Here is a 15,575-nt window from a genome sequence, read left to right as displayed (position 1 = left end):
AGTGGCCGGCACAGCCGGGAGAGGGGCCGGGCGGAGCCCGGGAGACGGCGAGAGGGCGGGGCGGGGAGAAGACAGTCGGCGGTCAGGCCCACGGCAACACGGCGTGGACGCGGTAGCCGCCGCCGAAGCGGGGGCCCGTGGAGCAGGAGCCGCCCAGGGCGGAGGCCCGCTCGCGCATGCCGAGCAGCCCGTGCCCACCGCCCGGCTCGGTGTCGACGGGCTCGGTGCCCCCGTCGTCGAGCACGGTCACCTCCACCGACGGGCCGACCCGGACCACGCTCACCTCGGCCCGCGCCCCCGGCCCCGCGTGCTTGCGCACGTTGGTCAGCGCCTCCTGGATCACCCGGTACGCCGCCAGGTCCACCGCGGCCGGCAGCGGGCCCGTACCGCAGTCCAGCTGGACGATCACCTCCACCGGCAGTCCGGCGTGCCGGAAGGTGTCCACCAGCTCGTCGAGGACGCCCAGCCCCGGCGCCGGCTCGGTGGGCGCCTCCGGGTCACCGGACTGCCGCAGCAGGCCCACGGTCGCCCGCAGCTCGTTCAGTGCCGACCGGCTGGCGTCCCGTACGTGCGCCAGTGCCTCCTTGGCCTGGTCCGGGCGCTTGTCCATGACGTGCGCGGCGACCCCGGCCTGCACGTTGACCAGGGCGATGTGGTGGGCCACCACGTCGTGGAGGTCCCGGGCGATCCGCAGCCGTTCCTCCGCGACCCGCCGGCGGGCCTCCTCGTCGCGGGTGCGTTCGGCCCGTTCGGCCCGTTCCCGGATGGCGTCGACGAAGGCCCGCCGGCTGCGCACGGCGTCCCCGGCGGCCGCGGCCATGCCGGTCCAGGCGAAGATCCCGAGGTTCTCCTGCGCGTACCAGGGCAGCGGCCCGGCGAGCATCGCCACACCGGTCAGGCCCGCCATGGTGAGCAGCCCGATCCGCCAGGTCGTCGGCCGGTCGGTGAGGGCCGCCACCGTGTACAGGGCGATCACCGTGCACATCACGACGGGCGCCCGCGGCTCCCCGGTGGTCAGCTCCAGCAGCGAGAGCCCGCAGGTCACCGCGAGCACGGCGATCGGCTGCCGGCGCCGGAACACCAGCGTGGCCGAGCCGAGCAGCATCAGCAGCAGGGAGAAGGGCTCGGGGGTGCGGGTCCCGAAGGTGGGCCCGTGCGGGCCGTGTGGGTCGGCGAAGGAGCCGACGACCATGGCGACGAGCGCGCCGAACGCCAGCACGGCGTCGGTGGCCAGCGGATGGGCCCGCATCCACTGCCGGGTGGGGGCGAACCGCCCGAGGTCTGTCGTCACCCCGATACGGTACGGCCTTCCGGGACGCCGCTCAGGGCGGCGGGCCCTGCCCCAGCGGGACGCGGGAGCGCACCGGACCCCATCGCGTCCGGACCACGCACACGGCCATGACGGCGGCGATGGCCGCCAGGTGCTCCTTGCCCGCGAGATTGTTCTTGATCAGGACCTCGCCGATCATCGCGAGGATCACCAGGGCGCCGGTCAGGTACGCCCGGTAGCGCCAGCAGAGGTAGAGGGCGAGGCCGACCACCGCCGCCGAGGGCCCGGTGTCGTTGACGACGCGGTCGGACACCGGCAGGCCGAAGGGGTGGTCGGGGCCCAGCGCGACGCCGATCCGCGCGTACGTGGTCCCGGCGAGGGTGGCGACGTAGCCGATCACCAGCGTCCGCCACCGGCCGATGCAGATCTCCGCGATGCCGAACACCAGCAGCACCTGCGCGAGCGCCCCCCACACCGGCAGGTCGAGGGCCGGGACGAACAGCGACAGGGGAGTGCGCAGCAGGGCCAGCCAGAACGGGTCGACGGCCTTGACCGACCCGAGGTCCTGCACCGGCTGGAAGCCCCACGAGGTGTTCTGCACGATCTGGAAGACCGAGGTCAGGCAGACCGCGCCGAGGGTCATCGGGATCGCCCGCCACCTGTCGCGGACGAGGGCGTCCCGGACGGTCCAGAACATGGGTCCCCACTCGCGGCGGGCGAACCGCCGCAGTGGGGTGCTGCTGTTCCGCGCTGTCAACGGCGGGTCTCCAGGTGTCTGCGGTGCAGCCACTTCGGAAGGCCGGGGGCCTCCAGGAAGCCCTCGGCCCGGCCGGCCGCGACACCGATCCGCAGCAGGTCCGAACTCTTCTCGAAGAGCATGAACCGCGGTTCCCAGATCGGCCGGTATTTGGCGTTGGCCCGGTAGAGGGACTCGATCTGCCACCAGCGGGAGAAGAAGCTCAGCAGCGAGCGCCACATCCGCAGCACCGGACCGGCACCGAGCCGGGATCCGCGCTCGAAGACCGACCGGAACATCGCGAAGTTGAGGGAGACCTGGGTGACCCCGATCTCCTTGGAGCGTTCGAGGAGTTCGATGACCATGAACTCCATCAGGCCGTTCTCGGAGTCCCGGTCCCGGCGCATCAGGTCCAGCGACAGGCCCCCCGGGCCCCACGGCACGAAGGACAGGACGGCGCGCAGGTCGCCGTCGCCGTCGGTGCACTCCAGCATCACGCACTGGCCGTCGGCGGGGTCGCCCAGCCGGCCCAGCGCCATGGAGAAGCCGCGTTCGGTGGCCCCGTCGCGCCAGTCGTCGGCGCGGCGCACCAGCTCGGCCATCTCCTCGGCGGGGATGTCGGCGTGCCGGCGGATGCGGACCGTGTACCCGGCCCGCTTGACCCGGTTGTAGGCCTGCCGGACGGTGCGCATGGCGCGGCCCTCCAGGGTGAAGTCGGCGGTCTCCACGATCGCCTCGTCACCGAGCTCCAGCGCGTCCAGGCCGTGCCGGGCGTAGATCTGCCCGGCCTCCTCGCTCGCGCCCATGACGGCCGGCACCCAGCCGTGCTCGCGGGCCTCGGCCAGCCACGGATCGATGGCGCCGGGCCATGCCTCCGGGTCGCCGATCGGGTCGCCGGAGGCGAGCGAGACCCCGCCGACGACGCGGTAGGTCACGGCGGCCTTGCCGGTGGGGGACCAGATGACGGACTTCTCGCGGCGCAGCGCGAAGTAGCCGAGCGAGTCGCGGTCGCCCTGGCGGGCCAGCAGCGCCCGCAGCCGCTCCTCGTCCTCCTCGCTGATCGGGTCGACGGCGCGGCGCGAACGGAACGCGGCGAACAGCACGGCGAGGAGCAGCAGCATCGACATGACGTTGATGAAGACGTCCACCCAGCCGGGCGGGGTGATCACCGCCGAGCCCGGGTCGTCGGGGGCCAGGGTGATCAGCCGCATCACGCCGTACTTCCAGCGTTCGAGGAAGGAGACGTCGGAGCTGTCCGGGGCGGTGTTGGCGGCGCCCACGAGCAGGGCCGCGACCAGTGAGGTGACGAGCAGGCCCGCGGCGGCGACGGCGGCGGCGAAGGCCGGGTTGGAGCGGTCGCCCCTGGCGTAGAACTCGCGGCGGCCCACCAGCAGGGCGCCCGTGAAGGCCGCGGTCAGGGCCAGCGAGACCCAGTTCTGCGGGTGCTCGCGGATCTCCTCGTACGCGAAGAGGGCGTAGGCGAGCAGCAGCGCCAGGAGGCCGCTCACGACGAGGTTCAGGATCCAGGAGGCGCGCTTGCGGCGGCCGAGGGTGACCGCCAGCAGCAGCGTGAACAGGCCCGACGCGAAGCCCGCGGTGAGCATGTACGGGGTGTAGAAGTCCTCGACGTTGTGCCGACGCAGGTCCTGCCCGAGCGAAACCCACACCGCGCTGAGGAAGTTGATGAAGGTGACGACGCGCAGGTACCAGACCGCGAAGGCGGCACCGCGCTGTGAGCGGGCGCTCCCCCGACCGGTCTCCCGGCGGCCCCCCGCCGCCTTGCCGGCGGGGTCTCCACCGGTCTCTTTCCTGCCGGATGACGGACCGGTCGCCGGTACGGCGGTGCGGTCGGTGGCTGCGCTGGTCAAACGGACCTCTCCCATAAAAAGCGATCATATGGGGCGTCGCTGTCCGTGATGGTGCGGTCGGGGGCCACGGCCTGGTCAGGACCGCGGCCCCCGGCGGCTCATTCCGTCGGCTCCTCGGCCGCCCGTTCAGGAAGCTCCGCCGCGAGTGCGGCGGCCGCCTGGACGAGGGGAAGAGCCAGCAATGCCCCGGTGCCTTCACCCACTGTGACGCCGTGATCGAGCACGGGGTTGAGCGCCATTCGGTCAAGTGCCTTCGCCTGACCCGGCTCGCCGCTCGCCTGACCCGCCAGCCACCAGTCCGGAGCCCGGAAAGCGGCCCGCTGCGCCACCAGTCCGCACGCGGCCGAAACAACACCGTCGAGGATGACGGGCGTACGGCGCACCGCGCACTGGAGCAGGAATCCGGTGATGGCCGCCACGTCCGCACCGCCGACCGCCGACAGCAGCGCGACCTGGTCGCCCAGCACCGGACGGGCCCGGCGCAGCGCGTCGCGGATCGCCGCGCACTTGCGCATCCAGGCCAGGTCGTCGATGGGCCGGCCACCGCGGCCCGTCACCACCGACGCGTCGGTTCCGCACAGGGCGGCGACCAGGGTCGCGGCCACGGTCGTCCCGCCGACGCTCAGGTCGCCGAGGACGACCAGGTCGGTCCCCGAGTCGGCCTCCTCGTCGGCGATCCGCATGCCGAGCCGCAGCGCCTGCCGCGCCTCCTCCACCGTCAGCGCGTCCTCGACGTCGATGCGGCCGCTGCCGCGCCGGACGCGGTGCGCCACGACGTCCTCGGGCAGCAGCCCGGGATCGCAGTCGAGCCCGGCGTCGACGATCCGTATCGTGGCGCCGAACCGGCCCGCCAGGACCGCGACGGGGCTGGATCCGTCGAGCACGTCCCGTACCAGCTCGTGACCGGTGGCCGCGGCCCGGGCGGAGACCCCCCGGGCGGCGATCCCGTGGTCGGCCGCGAACAGCACCACGCGGGGCCGCTCGATCGCCCTGACCGGGACCTGCCCCTGCGCGGCGGCGAGCCACTCGGCGAGCTCGTCGAGCCGCCCCAGCGCCCCGGGCGGCACGGCGAGGCGCTCACGGCGTTCCTCGGCGTCACGCCGGACGCCCCCGTCGGGGCGCTCGATCAGATCGGAGAAGTCGTCGAGATTCAGCGTGCTCATCTGCCAGAGAGTACAGCCGGTGAAGCCCTCCCTCAGGCCTCGGCGGGTCCGGCCGCTTCCGGCCCCTCCCGGAGGTACGGCATCCCGGCGAACACCCCGACGGGGCCTACTCCTTGAGGACGAGCGCCTGCCCCGCGACGACCAGCAGGACGTGCTCGCACTCGCCCGCCACCCGCGCGTTCAGCCGGCCCAGCTCGTCACGGAAACGCCGGCCCGAGGCCGTCGCCGGAACCACGCCCGAGCCGACCTCGTTGCTCACCAGCACCACCTGCCGGCGGGTCGCGCGCACCGCCGCCACCAGCGCCGCGGTCCGCTCGTCCAGCTCCTGCCGGCCGCGCTCCGCCCACACCTCGTCGTCCCAGGCCCCGGCCCGGTCCATGGCGTCGGTCAGCCACAGCGCCAGACAGTCGATCAGCAGCGCCGGCCCGTCCTCGGCGAGCAGCGGGACCAGGTCGCACGTCTCCGTCGTCCGCCAGGTCGCCGGCCGGCGTTCCCGGTGCAGGCCGACCCGCCGCGTCCATTCCGCGTCCCCGTCCCGGGTGCCTCCGGTGGCCACGTAGACCACCTCGGGGAAGGACTCCAGGCGCCGCTCCGCCTCCACGGACTTGCCCGAGCGGGCACCGCCCAGCACCAGCGTGCGGCGCGGCAGGTCCGGTACCGCGTGGTACTCCCCGACGAGCACGGTCGTCCCGTCCGGCACCGTCCGCGCCCCGGCGGCCGCCAGCCGCCGGTCCAGCTCCCGGCCCGGCGGCACGTCGTGGTCGAGGTGGACGGCGATCACGTCGGTGGCCGGGCCGACGGCCCCGCTCGCCCGCAGCCGGGCCAGCCCCTCCGGCCGGCCCAGCACGTCGGCGAGCACCGCGTCGTACGGGCGCTGCCCGTTCTGCCCGGCGGTCCCCGCGGGCGCCCCGCCGGGCGGCAGGTACAGCAGCCGGCCGCCGTCCGGGCCGGTCACCTCGTACCCGGTGCCGGGAGCGTCCATGGGCACCGCCCGCACCCGGTGCCCGGAGATCACCGAGAGCTCCTGCCCGTCCGGCACCCGGCCGGCGGTCGGCAGCCCCGGCGGCAGCTCCACGGCGGGCCCGTCGTGCGGGTGGGTCAGCAGGACCTGCCGCACCCCGGTCAGCGAATGCCCGGCCCGGGCCCCGGCCAGTACCGCACCGGGGGTCAGGTCGAGCAGCAGCGCCCCGTCGACGAGGACCGCCGTGGCCGCGCGGGAACGCGTACCGACGCAGACGGCGCAGGCCGCACAGGGGCAGCCGGGATGGGGCAGCCCCTCGGGGGCGCCGGTGCCGAGCAGAGTGAGTTCCACAGGATGATCCTCCCGCGTCGCGGAGACTGCTGCGCGCCCGGTTACTCTGCGGGCACACTCAAGGCGAGAAGCGTGTGAGCAGCGGACGAGCAACGGAGGCGGACATGGCGTGGACGTGGCGGTTCGAGACGGCCGACGGCACGGAGACGAGCCCGTCGGTGGTACCCGAGGAGTTCACCACGCAGGGGGACGCGGAGTCCTGGATCGGCGAGTACTGGAAGGACCTGCTGGAAGGCGGTACCGAACAGGTGAGGCTGTCCGACGACGGCGGCACCGAGCTCTACACGATGAGCCTGCGCTCCGCCCTGGAGGCCTGACCCCGCGGGGCGGCCGGCCCTGCTGACCGTTCGGCCCCGCCGCAGTCCCGGCGGGGCCGAACGGACCGGGGTCAGCCCCGGACTCCGCAGAGGTGCAGCAGCGCCGCGACACCGCGGTACGGATCGCTGCGCCCCGCACGGTCCTCGGCGGCCAGCAGCCGCTCCAGTTCCTCGTCGGGCGGCAGCGCCCCGCCGGCCTCGGTGCCGTCCGTGAAGACGCGCACGCCGTACCAGGCCTGCAGCGGCGCACCGATCCCCGACAGCGTCGCGGTCAGCCCCGACAGCCGGTCGGCGCGGACGTCCAGGCCCAGCCGGTTCGTGTAGTCGGTGCTGTCGAAGGCGGCCAGCGCCCCCTGCCAGTCGCCGTCCAGCCCGGGCCGCATGGCGAGCGCGTCGCCGTTGCGCACCAGCAGGGACAGCAGCCCACCGGGGGCCAGCATCCGGGCCAGCCCGGCCAGCATCGCGTCCGGCTCGGGCACGTACATCAGCACCCCGTGGCACAGCACCACGTCGAAGCTGCCCGGCAGGAAATGGGCGCCGGTCTCGCGCCCGTCCCCCTCCAGCAGCTTGACCCGGTCACGGATCCCGGCGGGCTCCGCGGCCAGCGCCTCGCGGGCGACGGCCAGCATCCCCGGATCCTGCTCCAGACCGGTCACCTTGTGCCCGGCGCGGGCGAGGCGCAGCGCCTGGGTTCCCTGGCCCATGCCGACGTCGAGGACGCGCAGCCGCTGCCCCACGGGGAAGCGCTGCGCGATCTGCTCGTCGACCTGTCGGCCCACAAGCTCCTGACGGACCGCGTTGCGCAGTCCGCCGAGGCCCTCAAGCCACAGCCGTGCCCCCTCGGCGAAACCTTCCCCCGACGCCCCGGGCGTCCCTCCGCTCAGGGCCGTTCCCCGCGCTTGACCTGCGGCTTCGGCAGGCGCAGCCGACGCATCTGCAGGGTGCGCATGAGGCCGTACGCGACGGCGCCGCGGCGCGGCTCGTTCGGGAAGCGCGTGATCAGCGCCTTGCGCAGGCGGAACACCAGACCGATGGAGTCCAGGATGATCAGCGCGATCACGGCGAGCCACAGCAGCAGCGCGATGTTCTGGATCGCGGGCTGGCGCACCATGCTGAGCACGAGGATCACGACGGCCAGCGGCAGGAACATCTCGGCGACCGAGAAGCGGGAGTCCACGAAGTCGCGGACGAACCTGCGGACGGGGCCCTTGTCCCGGACCGGCAGGTAACGCTCGTCGCCGTTGGCCAGCGCCTCGCGCTGCTTGGCCATCTCGGCGCGGCGACGCTCACGGGCTCGCTTCGCGTCCTCCTTGCGGTTGCCGGTCGAGGCCACCACGGCCTTGCGCTGCGACTGGGCCACGGCGCGCTTCGGCGTAGGACGGCCCTTCGGGGCCTGCGGGTCACGGGGCTGCGAGAGGTCGGCGCTCACCTTGTCGGCGGCGGCGGCCTTCTCTTCCTTGGAGGAGCGGCTACCAAACACAAAACCCAAGCCTACGTGGTTGCGGGCACGGGCCCCACCCCGGCGGGGAACGATCCGGCAACGGCGGGCGTCCTTCCCTGTGCACGGTCCGAGCGGCGGGCCCGCCGCCGTACGGTCGGGGACGCACCTCCTCCTCACGCCTGATACGGCGCGGGCACAGTCGTCCTGGAGGAGGAGCGCATCCGTCCTCGAACAGTGCGGTAATGGAGACAGGGCCCGTACTGTGGGTTCTGTCGGTGATCTGGAGCACAGTCCGTCTAGAAGGGGGCGCGCGAAGCCCATGAGCGGTGTCATGAAGCGTATGGGGATGATCTTCCGCGCGAAGGCGAACAAGGCCCTTGACCGGGCCGAGGACCCGCGCGAAACCCTCGACTACTCGTACCAGAAGCAGCTCGAACTGCTGCAGAAGGTGCGCCGCGGCGTCGCCGACGTGGCGACGTCCCGCAAGCGCCTCGAACTGCAGCTGAACCAGCTGCAGGGGCAGTCCGCCAAGCTGGAGGACCAGGGCCGCAAGGCCCTCGCCCTGGGCCGCGAGGACCTGGCCCGTGAGGCCCTCTCCCGCCGCGCCTCGCTCCAGCAGCAGGTCAGCGACCTGGAGGTGCAGCACCAGACCCTCCAGGGCGAGGAGGAGAAGCTGACGCTGGCCGCGCAGCGGCTCCAGGCGAAGGTGGACGCCTTCCGCACGAAGAAGGAGACCATCAAGGCCACCTACACCGCGGCCCAGGCCCAGACCCGGATCGCGGAGTCCTTCTCCGGCATCTCCGAGGAGATGAGCGACGTCGGCCTGGCCATCCAGCGGGCCGAGGACAAGACCGCCCAGCTGCAGGCCCGCGCGGGTGCGATCGACGAGCTGCTGGCCTCCGGCGCGCTCGACGACCAGAGCGGCCTCGGCTCCAAGGACGACATCCAGGCCGAGCTGGACCGCCTGTCGGGCGGTTCGGACGTGGAACTGGAGCTGCAGCGGATGAAGGCGGAGCTGGCCGGAGGCCCCTCCGCGCAGCAGCAGGCCATCGAGGGCGGCGCCCAGGGCAACGCCCAGCAGCCGCAGACCCAGCACCGGTTCGACAAGCAGTAGGACGGGGCCCGTCATGATCGTTCGCATCATGGGGGAAGGCCAGCTGGACGTGGCCGACGGTCACTTCGCCGAGCTCAACGCGCTGGACGACGAGCTGCTCGCGGAGATGGAGGGCGGTGACGAGGACGGCTTCCGGCGCACCCTCGGGGCGCTGCTCGAAGCGGTCCGCCGGCTGGGCGAGCCGCTCCCGGACGACTCCCTGGAGCCGTCCGAGCTGATCCTGCCGGCGCCCGACGCGAGCCTCGGCGAGGTCCGGGCGATGCTCAGTGACGGCGGCCTGATCCCGGGCTGACCGCCGGCGTCCCCGGACCGGGACGCCTCGGACCGGGGACGCCCCGGACGCACCGACACCGCGGCGGGCCCTCCCCGGGCAGGGGGCGGGCCCGTGTGCTCAGTCCCGCGGGGTCGGCGGCCTCTCCGGCTCCGGCGACTTCTCCGGCTCCGGCGACTTCTCCAGGGACACCGGCCGCGGGTCCGGGGTGCCGCCGATGAAGTCCTCGAACCTGCGGCGCCGCCGCGTCCAGCGCCGGTCGTGGTGGAAGGCCCGCAGCCCGGCCTTGGCCCGGGCGCGGGGCCGGTTCACGTAGAACCGCTTCGCGTACGGGGACCCGGGCCGGGCCAGCCGGATCGCACCGACCAGCGCCACGAAGGGGATGACCACGCCGAAGAGGGCGGTGCGCGCCTTGCCCTTCCACAGCGCGATCAGGGCGAGACAGAAGTTGCCCGCCGCGTTCATGACGACCAGCCCCCGGCTCTGGCGCTCCTCCGGCGACAGGTCGTTCACCCCGAAGGGCACGAACCCGCCCAGGACCAGCGCCACCACCGCGGCCGTCACCACCACGATCTCCACGCTCTTGCGGCCCTGCTCGCTCCAGTAGACGTCGTCGAGGTGCAGGATCAGCGCGAACTCGTCCAGTACCAGGCCCGCCCCCAGCCCGAAGACCACGGCCGACAGGGCCGCGCCGAAGCTGTGCCCGGCGCTGCCGATCGCCCCGAACCCGCCGATGATCACGAGGATGACGCCCGGCACCACGTGGTGGATGTGCAGGCCGCCCGGGGTCACGTTCTTGAAGGGGCCGCGGCCGGCCCGGATCATGCGGGTGATCACACGGGTGACCAGGAACGACATCACGAAGGAGATCAGGGCGAGCAGCATGGGCAGCTTCCCCGGCTCGACGATGTTCCGATACCACCAGTGACCCATCCCACTGACTCCCTGTTTGGACCGTAATGGGTAATTTACCGTCCGTCCCGAGCGGGTAGCGTTCGCGCCGATGACAGATTCGTTCGACGATCCGCCCCCGACGCCGCCCGCGGAACGCGCCTCGTTCCCCGACGGCGTCCGCTTCGCCTTCGGCACCCTCACCGTGCTGCCCGCCCGCATCACCCGCTGGGACCGCCCCGCGGCCCGCACCGGAATGGCCTGCGCCCCGCTCGCCGGACTGGTCGTCGGCGTGCTCGCGGCCGTCCCCGGAGTGCTGCTCCTGCTGCTCGGCGGGGGACCGCTGCTCGCGGCGGCCGTCACCGTCGCCGTGCCGGCCGCCCTGACCCGCGGCCTGCACCTCGACGGGCTCGCCGACACGGCGGACGGCCTGGGCAGCGCCAAACCGGCCGACGAGGCACTGCGCATCATGAAGAAGTCCGACATCGGACCCTTCGGCGTGATCGCCCTGGTGATCGTCATGCTCGTGCAGACGGCCGCCCTCTCCGAGGTGTACGCCGACAGCTGGGTCCGCGGCGCCCTCGCCGCCGTCGTCGCCGCCGTCACGGCCCGCCTCGCCATGACCCTCGCCTCCCGCGACGGCGTCCCGCCCGCCCGGCCCGAAGGGCTCGGCGCCGCGGTCGCCGGGGTCGTACCGCGCCCGGCCGCCGCCGCCCTCGCCGCCCTGGTCACCGTCGCCGCCGCGGCCGCCGCGCTCCCGATCGGCCTGCCCGCCGCGGCCCGGTCCGCGGCGGCGGTCCTCGCAGCCCTGCTCGCCGCGGAGGTCCTGCTCCGCCGCTGCGTACGCCGCTTCGACGGGGTCACCGGCGACGTCTTCGGGGCCCTGGCCGAGGTGGCGGCGACCACCGCGCTCATCGTCCTCGCCCTCGGCTGAGGCCCGTCTGCCCGTCCGGTCCCACGCCGCCCGGCCCGGAACCGGCCCGCGTACGCTCACCCCGTGGACCACTCTCCGACGGACCTGCCCTCCGCCGCGCCCGGCACGCCCACCGGCCCCATCAAGGTGCTGCTCGCCGACGACCAGGCCCTGCTGCGCAGCGCCTTCAAGGTGCTCGTCGACTCCGAGCCCGACATGGAGGTCGTGGGGGAGGCCTCCGACGGGGCGCAGGCCTTCGCGCTGGCCCGGCGGGAGCGCCCCGACGTCGTGCTGATGGACATCCGGATGCCCGGCACCGACGGGCTCGCCGCCACCCGCATGATCAGCGACGATCCGGAACTGGCCGCCGTGCGCGTGGTGATGCTGACGACCTTCGAGGTGGACGAGTACGTGGTCTCCGCGCTGCGGGCGGGCGCCTCCGGCTTCCTCGGCAAGGGCGCCGAGCCCGAGGAACTCCTCAACGCCATCCGCGTCGCCGCCGCCGGCGAGGCCCTGCTCTCCCCGGCCGCCACCAAGGGCCTCATCGCCACCTTCCTCGCCCAGGGCGGGGGCGCCGACCCGGCCGACGCCGGCGCCTCCGCCGGGACGCACTCGGAGCGGCTCGCCGCGCTGACCGTCCGGGAGCGCGAGGTCCTCGTACACGTCGCCGCCGGCCTGTCCAACGACGGTATCGCCGGGCGGCTGGAGGTCAGCCCGCTCACCGTCAAGACGCATGTGAACCGGGCCATGGCCAAGCTCGGCGCGCGCGACAGGGCCCAATTGGTGGTCATCGCCTACGAATCGGGACTGGTCCGGCCCCGCGTGGAGTAGCGAGGCGCAGGAGCGGAGCAGGGCCGCGTACTACGGACGCGGTATGCCGCACATAAGGACGGGACCTGCGAGCGACGAAACGCCCCCACCCCGTGGGACAGGGTGGGAGTGCCCTCGGTTCGTCACTGCAGAGAGATCCCATACCCATGTCCTGGCTGTCCCGCTTCAGCCTTGCCCAAAGGGCGTTGGTCGGCCTCGTGTCGATCGTCGCGCTCCTCTTCGGCGCCATAGCCATCCCGCAGCTCAAGCAGCAGCTGCTGCCCTCCATCGAACTCCCGATGGTGTCCGTGCTCGCGCCGTACCAGGGCGCCTCGCCCGACGTGGTGGAGAAGCAGGTCGTCGAACCGATCGAGGCCATGCTCAAGGGCGTCGACGGCATCACCGGCATCACCTCCACCGCCAGCGAGGGCAACGCCCTCATCATGGCCACCTTCGACTACGGCGACAGCGGCACCAAGCAGCTCGTCGCCGACGTCCAGCAGGCCGTCAACCGGGCCCGCGTACGGCTGCCCGCCGACGTGGACCCGCAGGTGGTGGCCGGTTCCACCGACGACATCCCGACGGTCGTCCTGGCCGTCACCTCCGACAAGGACCAGCAGGCGCTCGCCGACCAGCTGGAGAAGTCCGTCGTACCCGTCCTGTCGGACATCGACGGCGTCGGCCAGGTCAGCGTCGACGGCGTCCAGGACCTCCAGGTCACCGTGACCCCGGACGACGCCGGGCTCGCGGCCGCCGGCCTCGACGTCGCCTCCCTCGCCCAGGGCCTCCAGGCGGGCGGCGCCGCCGTCCCCGCCGGCTCCTTCGACGAGGCGGGCAAGAACCGCACCGTCCGCGTGGGCGACGGCTTCACCTCCCTGGCCCAGGTCGAGGACCTGCGCCTGAGCCCCGGTCCGGGCAAGCCGGCCGTCCGCCTCGGCGACGTCGCCGTCGTCAAGCAGGAGCCGGCCAAGGCCGTCTCCATCACCCGCACCAACGGCAGGCCGAGCCTGGCGCTCGTCCTGACCATGGACAAGGACGGCAGCGCCGTCGCCATCTCCGACGCGGTCAAGGACAAACTGCCCGAGCTGCGTTCCACCCTCGGCGCCGGCGCCGAGCTGACCGTCGTCAGCGACCAGGGCCCGGCCGTCGCCAAGTCCATCTCCAGCCTCACCACCGAGGGCATGCTCGGCCTGCTCTTCGCGGTGGTCGTGATCCTGGTCTTCCTGGCGTCGCTGCGCTCGACGCTGGTCACCGCGGTCTCCATCCCGCTGTCCGTGGTCCTCGCCCTCATCGTGCTGTGGACCCGCGACCTGTCGCTCAACATGCTGACCCTGGGCGCGCTGACCATCGCCATCGGCCGGGTCGTCGACGACTCGATCGTGGTCCTGGAGAACATCAAGCGCCACCTCGGCTACGGCGAGGAGCGCGAGGCCGCGATCATCACCGCGGTCAAGGAGGTCGCGGGCGCGGTCACCTCCTCCACGCTCACCACCGTCGCCGTCTTCCTGCCCATCGGCCTCACCGGCGGCATGATCGGCGAGCTGTTCGGCTCCTTCTCGCTCACCGTCACCGCGGCCCTGCTGGCCTCGCTGCTCGTCTCGCTGACGGTCGTTCCGGTGCTCTCCTACTGGTTCCTCAGCGCTCCCAAGGGCGTCACACCCGGGGACGCCGAGAGCGCCGCGAAGGCCCGGCGCGAGGCCGAGGAGAAGGAATCGCGCAGCCGCCTCCAGCGCTTCTACGTGCGCGTCCTGGGCTTCGCCACCCGGCGCCGCCTGACCAGCGTGGCCATCGCGGTGGTCGTCCTCCTCGGCACCTTCGGCATGACCCCGATGCTGAAGACCAACTTCTTCGACCAGGGCGAGCAGGACCTCCTGACGGTCAAGCAGGAACTGGCCCCGGGCACCTCGCTGGCCGCCTCCGACGAGGCGAGCCGCAAGGTCGAGAAGGTCCTCGGCTCGGTCGACGGCGTCAAGAGCTACCAGGTCACCGTCGGCTCCTCCGGCTTCCTCGCGGCCTTCGGCGGCGGCACCGGTTCCAACCAGGCCTCCTACCAGGTCACCCTGAAGGACGCCGGCGAGGCCGAGGCCGTGAAGAAGCGGATCGAGGAGCAGCTCGCCGCCCTCGACGGCATCGGCGAGACCCGCATCGCGGCGGGCGACGCCTTCGGCAGCCAGAACCTCAGCGTGGTCGTCAAGGCCGGTGACGGCGAGGTCCTCGCCAAGGCCGCCGAGCAGGTCCGCGCCGAGGTGGCGAAGCTGGACAACGTCACCGACGTGCAGAGCGACCTGTCCCAGTCCGTGCCCCGGATCTCGGTGACCGCCACACCCAAGGCGGCGGAGGCGGGCCTGAACCAGGCCGCGCTCGGCGGACTCGTCGCCCAGGCCGTACGGGGCAACCCGGCGGGCAAGGCCGTACTGGACGACACCGAGCGGGACATCGTCATCAAGTCCGCGCAGCCGGCCACCACCCTGGCCGAACTGCGGGCGCTCCCGGTCGGCCCGGTCCGGCTCGGCGACATCGCCGAGGTCAAGGAGGTCCCCGGCCCGGTCGCGATGACCCGGATCGACGGCGCCCGCGCCGCGACCATCACCGCCCGCCCGCAGGGCGACAACACGGGCGCGGTCAGCGCCGCGCTCCAGACGAAGCTCAAGGCCCTGGACCTGCCCGACGGCGCCACCGCCTCCATCGGCGGTGTCTCCGAGGACCAGGACGAGGCGTTCGGCTCACTCGGCCTCGCCATGCTCGCGGCCATCGCGATCGTGTTCATGCTGCTGGTGGCGACCTTCCGGTCGCTCGTCCAGCCGCTGATCCTGCTGGTGTCCGTCCCGTTCGCCGCGACCGGCGCACTCGGTCTGCTGCTCGTCACCGGAACCCCGATGGGCGTCCCCGCGATGATCGGCATGCTGATGCTCATCGGCATCGTCGTCACCAACGCCATCGTCCTGATCGACCTCGTCAACCAGTACCGTGCCCAGGGCCTGGGCGTCGTCGAGGCGGTCGTCGAGGGCGGCCGGCACCGTCTGCGCCCGATCCTCATGACGGCCCTGGCGACGATCTTCGCCCTGCTCCCGATGGCGCTGGGCGTCACCGGCGAGGGCGGATTCATCTCGCAGCCGCTCGCGGTCGTGGTGATCGGCGGCCTGGTCAGCTCGACCCTGCTGACGCTGCTCCTGGTGCCGACCCTCTACACGATGGTGGAGCTCCGCAAGGAACGCCGCCGCGCCAAGCGCTCCGCGAAGCGCGAGGCCCGCCCGACGGCGGTCCCGCCGCAGGAACAGGCGGCGGAGGAGGCCCCGGCCAAGGTCTGACCGGGCCGCGGCGGGGGGGGGGGGGCCCCCCCCCCCCCCCCCCCCCCCCCCCCCCCCCCCCGCCCCCCCCCCCCCCCCGGCCCCCCCCCCGGGGGGGGCCCCCCCCCCCCCCCCCCCCCGGCCCGGGGGGGCCCCCGGGCCCCCCCCCCCCCCCCCCCCCG

At 73.4% G+C, this 15,575-nt stretch carries 14 protein-coding genes; 6 read left to right on the top strand and 8 right to left on the bottom strand.

The features are described from left to right. Nucleotides 1-82: 82 nt before the first annotated feature. From ACIPXC_RS24400 to ACIPXC_RS24380, 5 genes are all read right to left on the bottom strand, one after another. Entirely contained in the window at nt 83-1,249 is a 1,167-nt protein-coding gene (locus ACIPXC_RS24400; protein ID WP_401622150.1) for a sensor histidine kinase, read from the bottom strand. A 73-nt stretch (nt 1,250-1,322) separates the two neighbouring features. Next, complete coding sequence (locus ACIPXC_RS24395; RefSeq protein WP_401622147.1) at nt 1,323-1,967, bottom strand: hypothetical protein; 645 nt, start codon at nt 1,965-1,967, stop codon at nt 1,323-1,325. A 56-nt stretch (nt 1,968-2,023) separates the two neighbouring features. Next, entirely contained in the window at nt 2,024-3,889 is a 1,866-nt protein-coding gene (locus tag ACIPXC_RS24390; RefSeq protein WP_401621966.1) for a phosphatidylglycerol lysyltransferase domain-containing protein, read from the bottom strand. A gap of 83 nt (nt 3,890-3,972) precedes the next feature. Continuing rightward, the gene (gene cobT, locus ACIPXC_RS24385) at nt 3,973-5,028 is read right to left on the bottom strand and encodes a nicotinate-nucleotide--dimethylbenzimidazole phosphoribosyltransferase (protein ID WP_401622144.1); all 1,056 of its coding nucleotides are present in this window, start codon (nt 5,026-5,028) and stop codon (nt 3,973-3,975) included. 115 nt (nt 5,029-5,143) lie between these two features. Beyond that, on the bottom strand, nt 5,144-6,349 hold the full coding sequence (locus ACIPXC_RS24380; RefSeq protein ID WP_401621963.1) for a bifunctional adenosylcobinamide kinase/adenosylcobinamide-phosphate guanylyltransferase: 1,206 nt from the start codon (nt 6,347-6,349) through the stop codon (nt 5,144-5,146). A gap of 104 nt (nt 6,350-6,453) precedes the next feature. Here ACIPXC_RS24380 and ACIPXC_RS24375 point away from each other — a divergent pair, with 104 nt between their 5' ends. Then, complete coding sequence (locus ACIPXC_RS24375; protein ID WP_401621960.1) at nt 6,454-6,666, top strand: hypothetical protein; 213 nt, start codon at nt 6,454-6,456, stop codon at nt 6,664-6,666. A 71-nt stretch (nt 6,667-6,737) separates the two neighbouring features. Here ACIPXC_RS24375 and ACIPXC_RS24370 read toward each other — a convergent pair whose 3' ends face one another. Together ACIPXC_RS24370 and ACIPXC_RS24365 are read right to left on the bottom strand one after the other, a co-directional pair. Then, nucleotides 6,738-7,496: a class I SAM-dependent methyltransferase gene (locus ACIPXC_RS24370; protein WP_401622141.1), complete on the bottom strand. Its 759-nt coding sequence runs from the start codon at nt 7,494-7,496 to the stop codon at nt 6,738-6,740. Nucleotides 7,497-7,546: 50 nt separating this feature from the next. Further along, a complete protein-coding gene (locus ACIPXC_RS24365) occupies nt 7,547-8,155 on the bottom strand; it encodes a DUF3043 domain-containing protein (protein ID WP_401621957.1) in 609 nt (202 codons plus the stop codon). Between the two features lie 271 nt (nt 8,156-8,426). On the opposite strand from ACIPXC_RS24365, the gene ACIPXC_RS24360 reads away from it, so the two are divergent. Both ACIPXC_RS24360 and ACIPXC_RS24355 read left to right on the top strand, forming a co-directional pair. Next, nucleotides 8,427-9,221, top strand: coding sequence for a PspA/IM30 family protein (locus tag ACIPXC_RS24360; protein ID WP_401621955.1), 795 nt, complete (start codon nt 8,427-8,429; stop codon nt 9,219-9,221). 13 nt (nt 9,222-9,234) lie between these two features. Next, on the top strand, nt 9,235-9,513 hold the full coding sequence (locus ACIPXC_RS24355) for a hypothetical protein (RefSeq protein WP_401621952.1): 279 nt from the start codon (nt 9,235-9,237) through the stop codon (nt 9,511-9,513). A gap of 99 nt (nt 9,514-9,612) precedes the next feature. On the opposite strand, the gene ACIPXC_RS24350 is transcribed toward ACIPXC_RS24355, so the two are convergent. Continuing rightward, the gene (locus tag ACIPXC_RS24350) at nt 9,613-10,425 is read right to left on the bottom strand and encodes a hypothetical protein (RefSeq protein ID WP_401621949.1); all 813 of its coding nucleotides are present in this window, start codon (nt 10,423-10,425) and stop codon (nt 9,613-9,615) included. A gap of 70 nt (nt 10,426-10,495) precedes the next feature. Between ACIPXC_RS24350 and cobS the strand changes: the two genes are divergently transcribed. The 3 genes from cobS (at nt 10,496) to ACIPXC_RS24335 (ending at nt 15,414) form a co-directional block, all read left to right on the top strand. After that, nucleotides 10,496-11,317, top strand: a complete 822-nt coding sequence (cobS, locus tag ACIPXC_RS24345) for an adenosylcobinamide-GDP ribazoletransferase (RefSeq protein WP_401621946.1) — start codon at nt 10,496-10,498, stop codon at nt 11,315-11,317. A gap of 63 nt (nt 11,318-11,380) precedes the next feature. Next, on the top strand, nt 11,381-12,127 hold the full coding sequence (locus ACIPXC_RS24340; RefSeq protein ID WP_401621943.1) for a response regulator: 747 nt from the start codon (nt 11,381-11,383) through the stop codon (nt 12,125-12,127). Between the two features lie 146 nt (nt 12,128-12,273). Next, complete coding sequence (locus ACIPXC_RS24335; RefSeq protein ID WP_401621940.1) at nt 12,274-15,414, top strand: efflux RND transporter permease subunit; 3,141 nt, start codon at nt 12,274-12,276, stop codon at nt 15,412-15,414. Nucleotides 15,415-15,575: the final 161 nt, after the last annotated feature.

It is taken from the genome of Streptomyces sp. NPDC090021 (genome assembly GCF_044748225.1).
In the GTDB taxonomy this organism is placed as follows: Bacteria; Actinomycetota; Actinomycetes; order Streptomycetales; family Streptomycetaceae; genus Streptomyces.
The sequence above is the reverse complement of the archived record's forward strand: the minus strand, read 5'-3'. Positions and strand labels throughout refer to the sequence as shown.

Bases quoted from the DNA above. Each gene is read 5' to 3' on its own strand.
- ACIPXC_RS24355 (WP_401621952.1), top strand. From the start codon at position 9,235: ATGATCGTTCGCATCATGGGGGAAGGCCAGCTGGACGTGGCCGACGGT.
- ACIPXC_RS24395 (WP_401622147.1), bottom strand. From the start codon at position 1,967: ATGTTCTGGACCGTCCGGGACGCCCTCGTCCGCGACAGGTGGCGGGCG.
- ACIPXC_RS24375 (WP_401621960.1), top strand. From the start codon at position 6,454: ATGGCGTGGACGTGGCGGTTCGAGACGGCCGACGGCACGGAGACGAGC.
- ACIPXC_RS24350 (WP_401621949.1), bottom strand. From the start codon at position 10,425: ATGGGTCACTGGTGGTATCGGAACATCGTCGAGCCGGGGAAGCTGCCC.
- ACIPXC_RS24400 (WP_401622150.1), bottom strand. From the start codon at position 1,249: ATGCGGGCCCATCCGCTGGCCACCGACGCCGTGCTGGCGTTCGGCGCG.
- ACIPXC_RS24360 (WP_401621955.1), top strand. From the start codon at position 8,427: ATGAGCGGTGTCATGAAGCGTATGGGGATGATCTTCCGCGCGAAGGCG.
- cobS (WP_401621946.1), top strand. From the start codon at position 10,496: ATGACAGATTCGTTCGACGATCCGCCCCCGACGCCGCCCGCGGAACGC.
- ACIPXC_RS24335 (WP_401621940.1), top strand. From the start codon at position 12,274: ATGTCCTGGCTGTCCCGCTTCAGCCTTGCCCAAAGGGCGTTGGTCGGC.
- ACIPXC_RS24390 (WP_401621966.1), bottom strand. From the start codon at position 3,889: ATGGGAGAGGTCCGTTTGACCAGCGCAGCCACCGACCGCACCGCCGTA.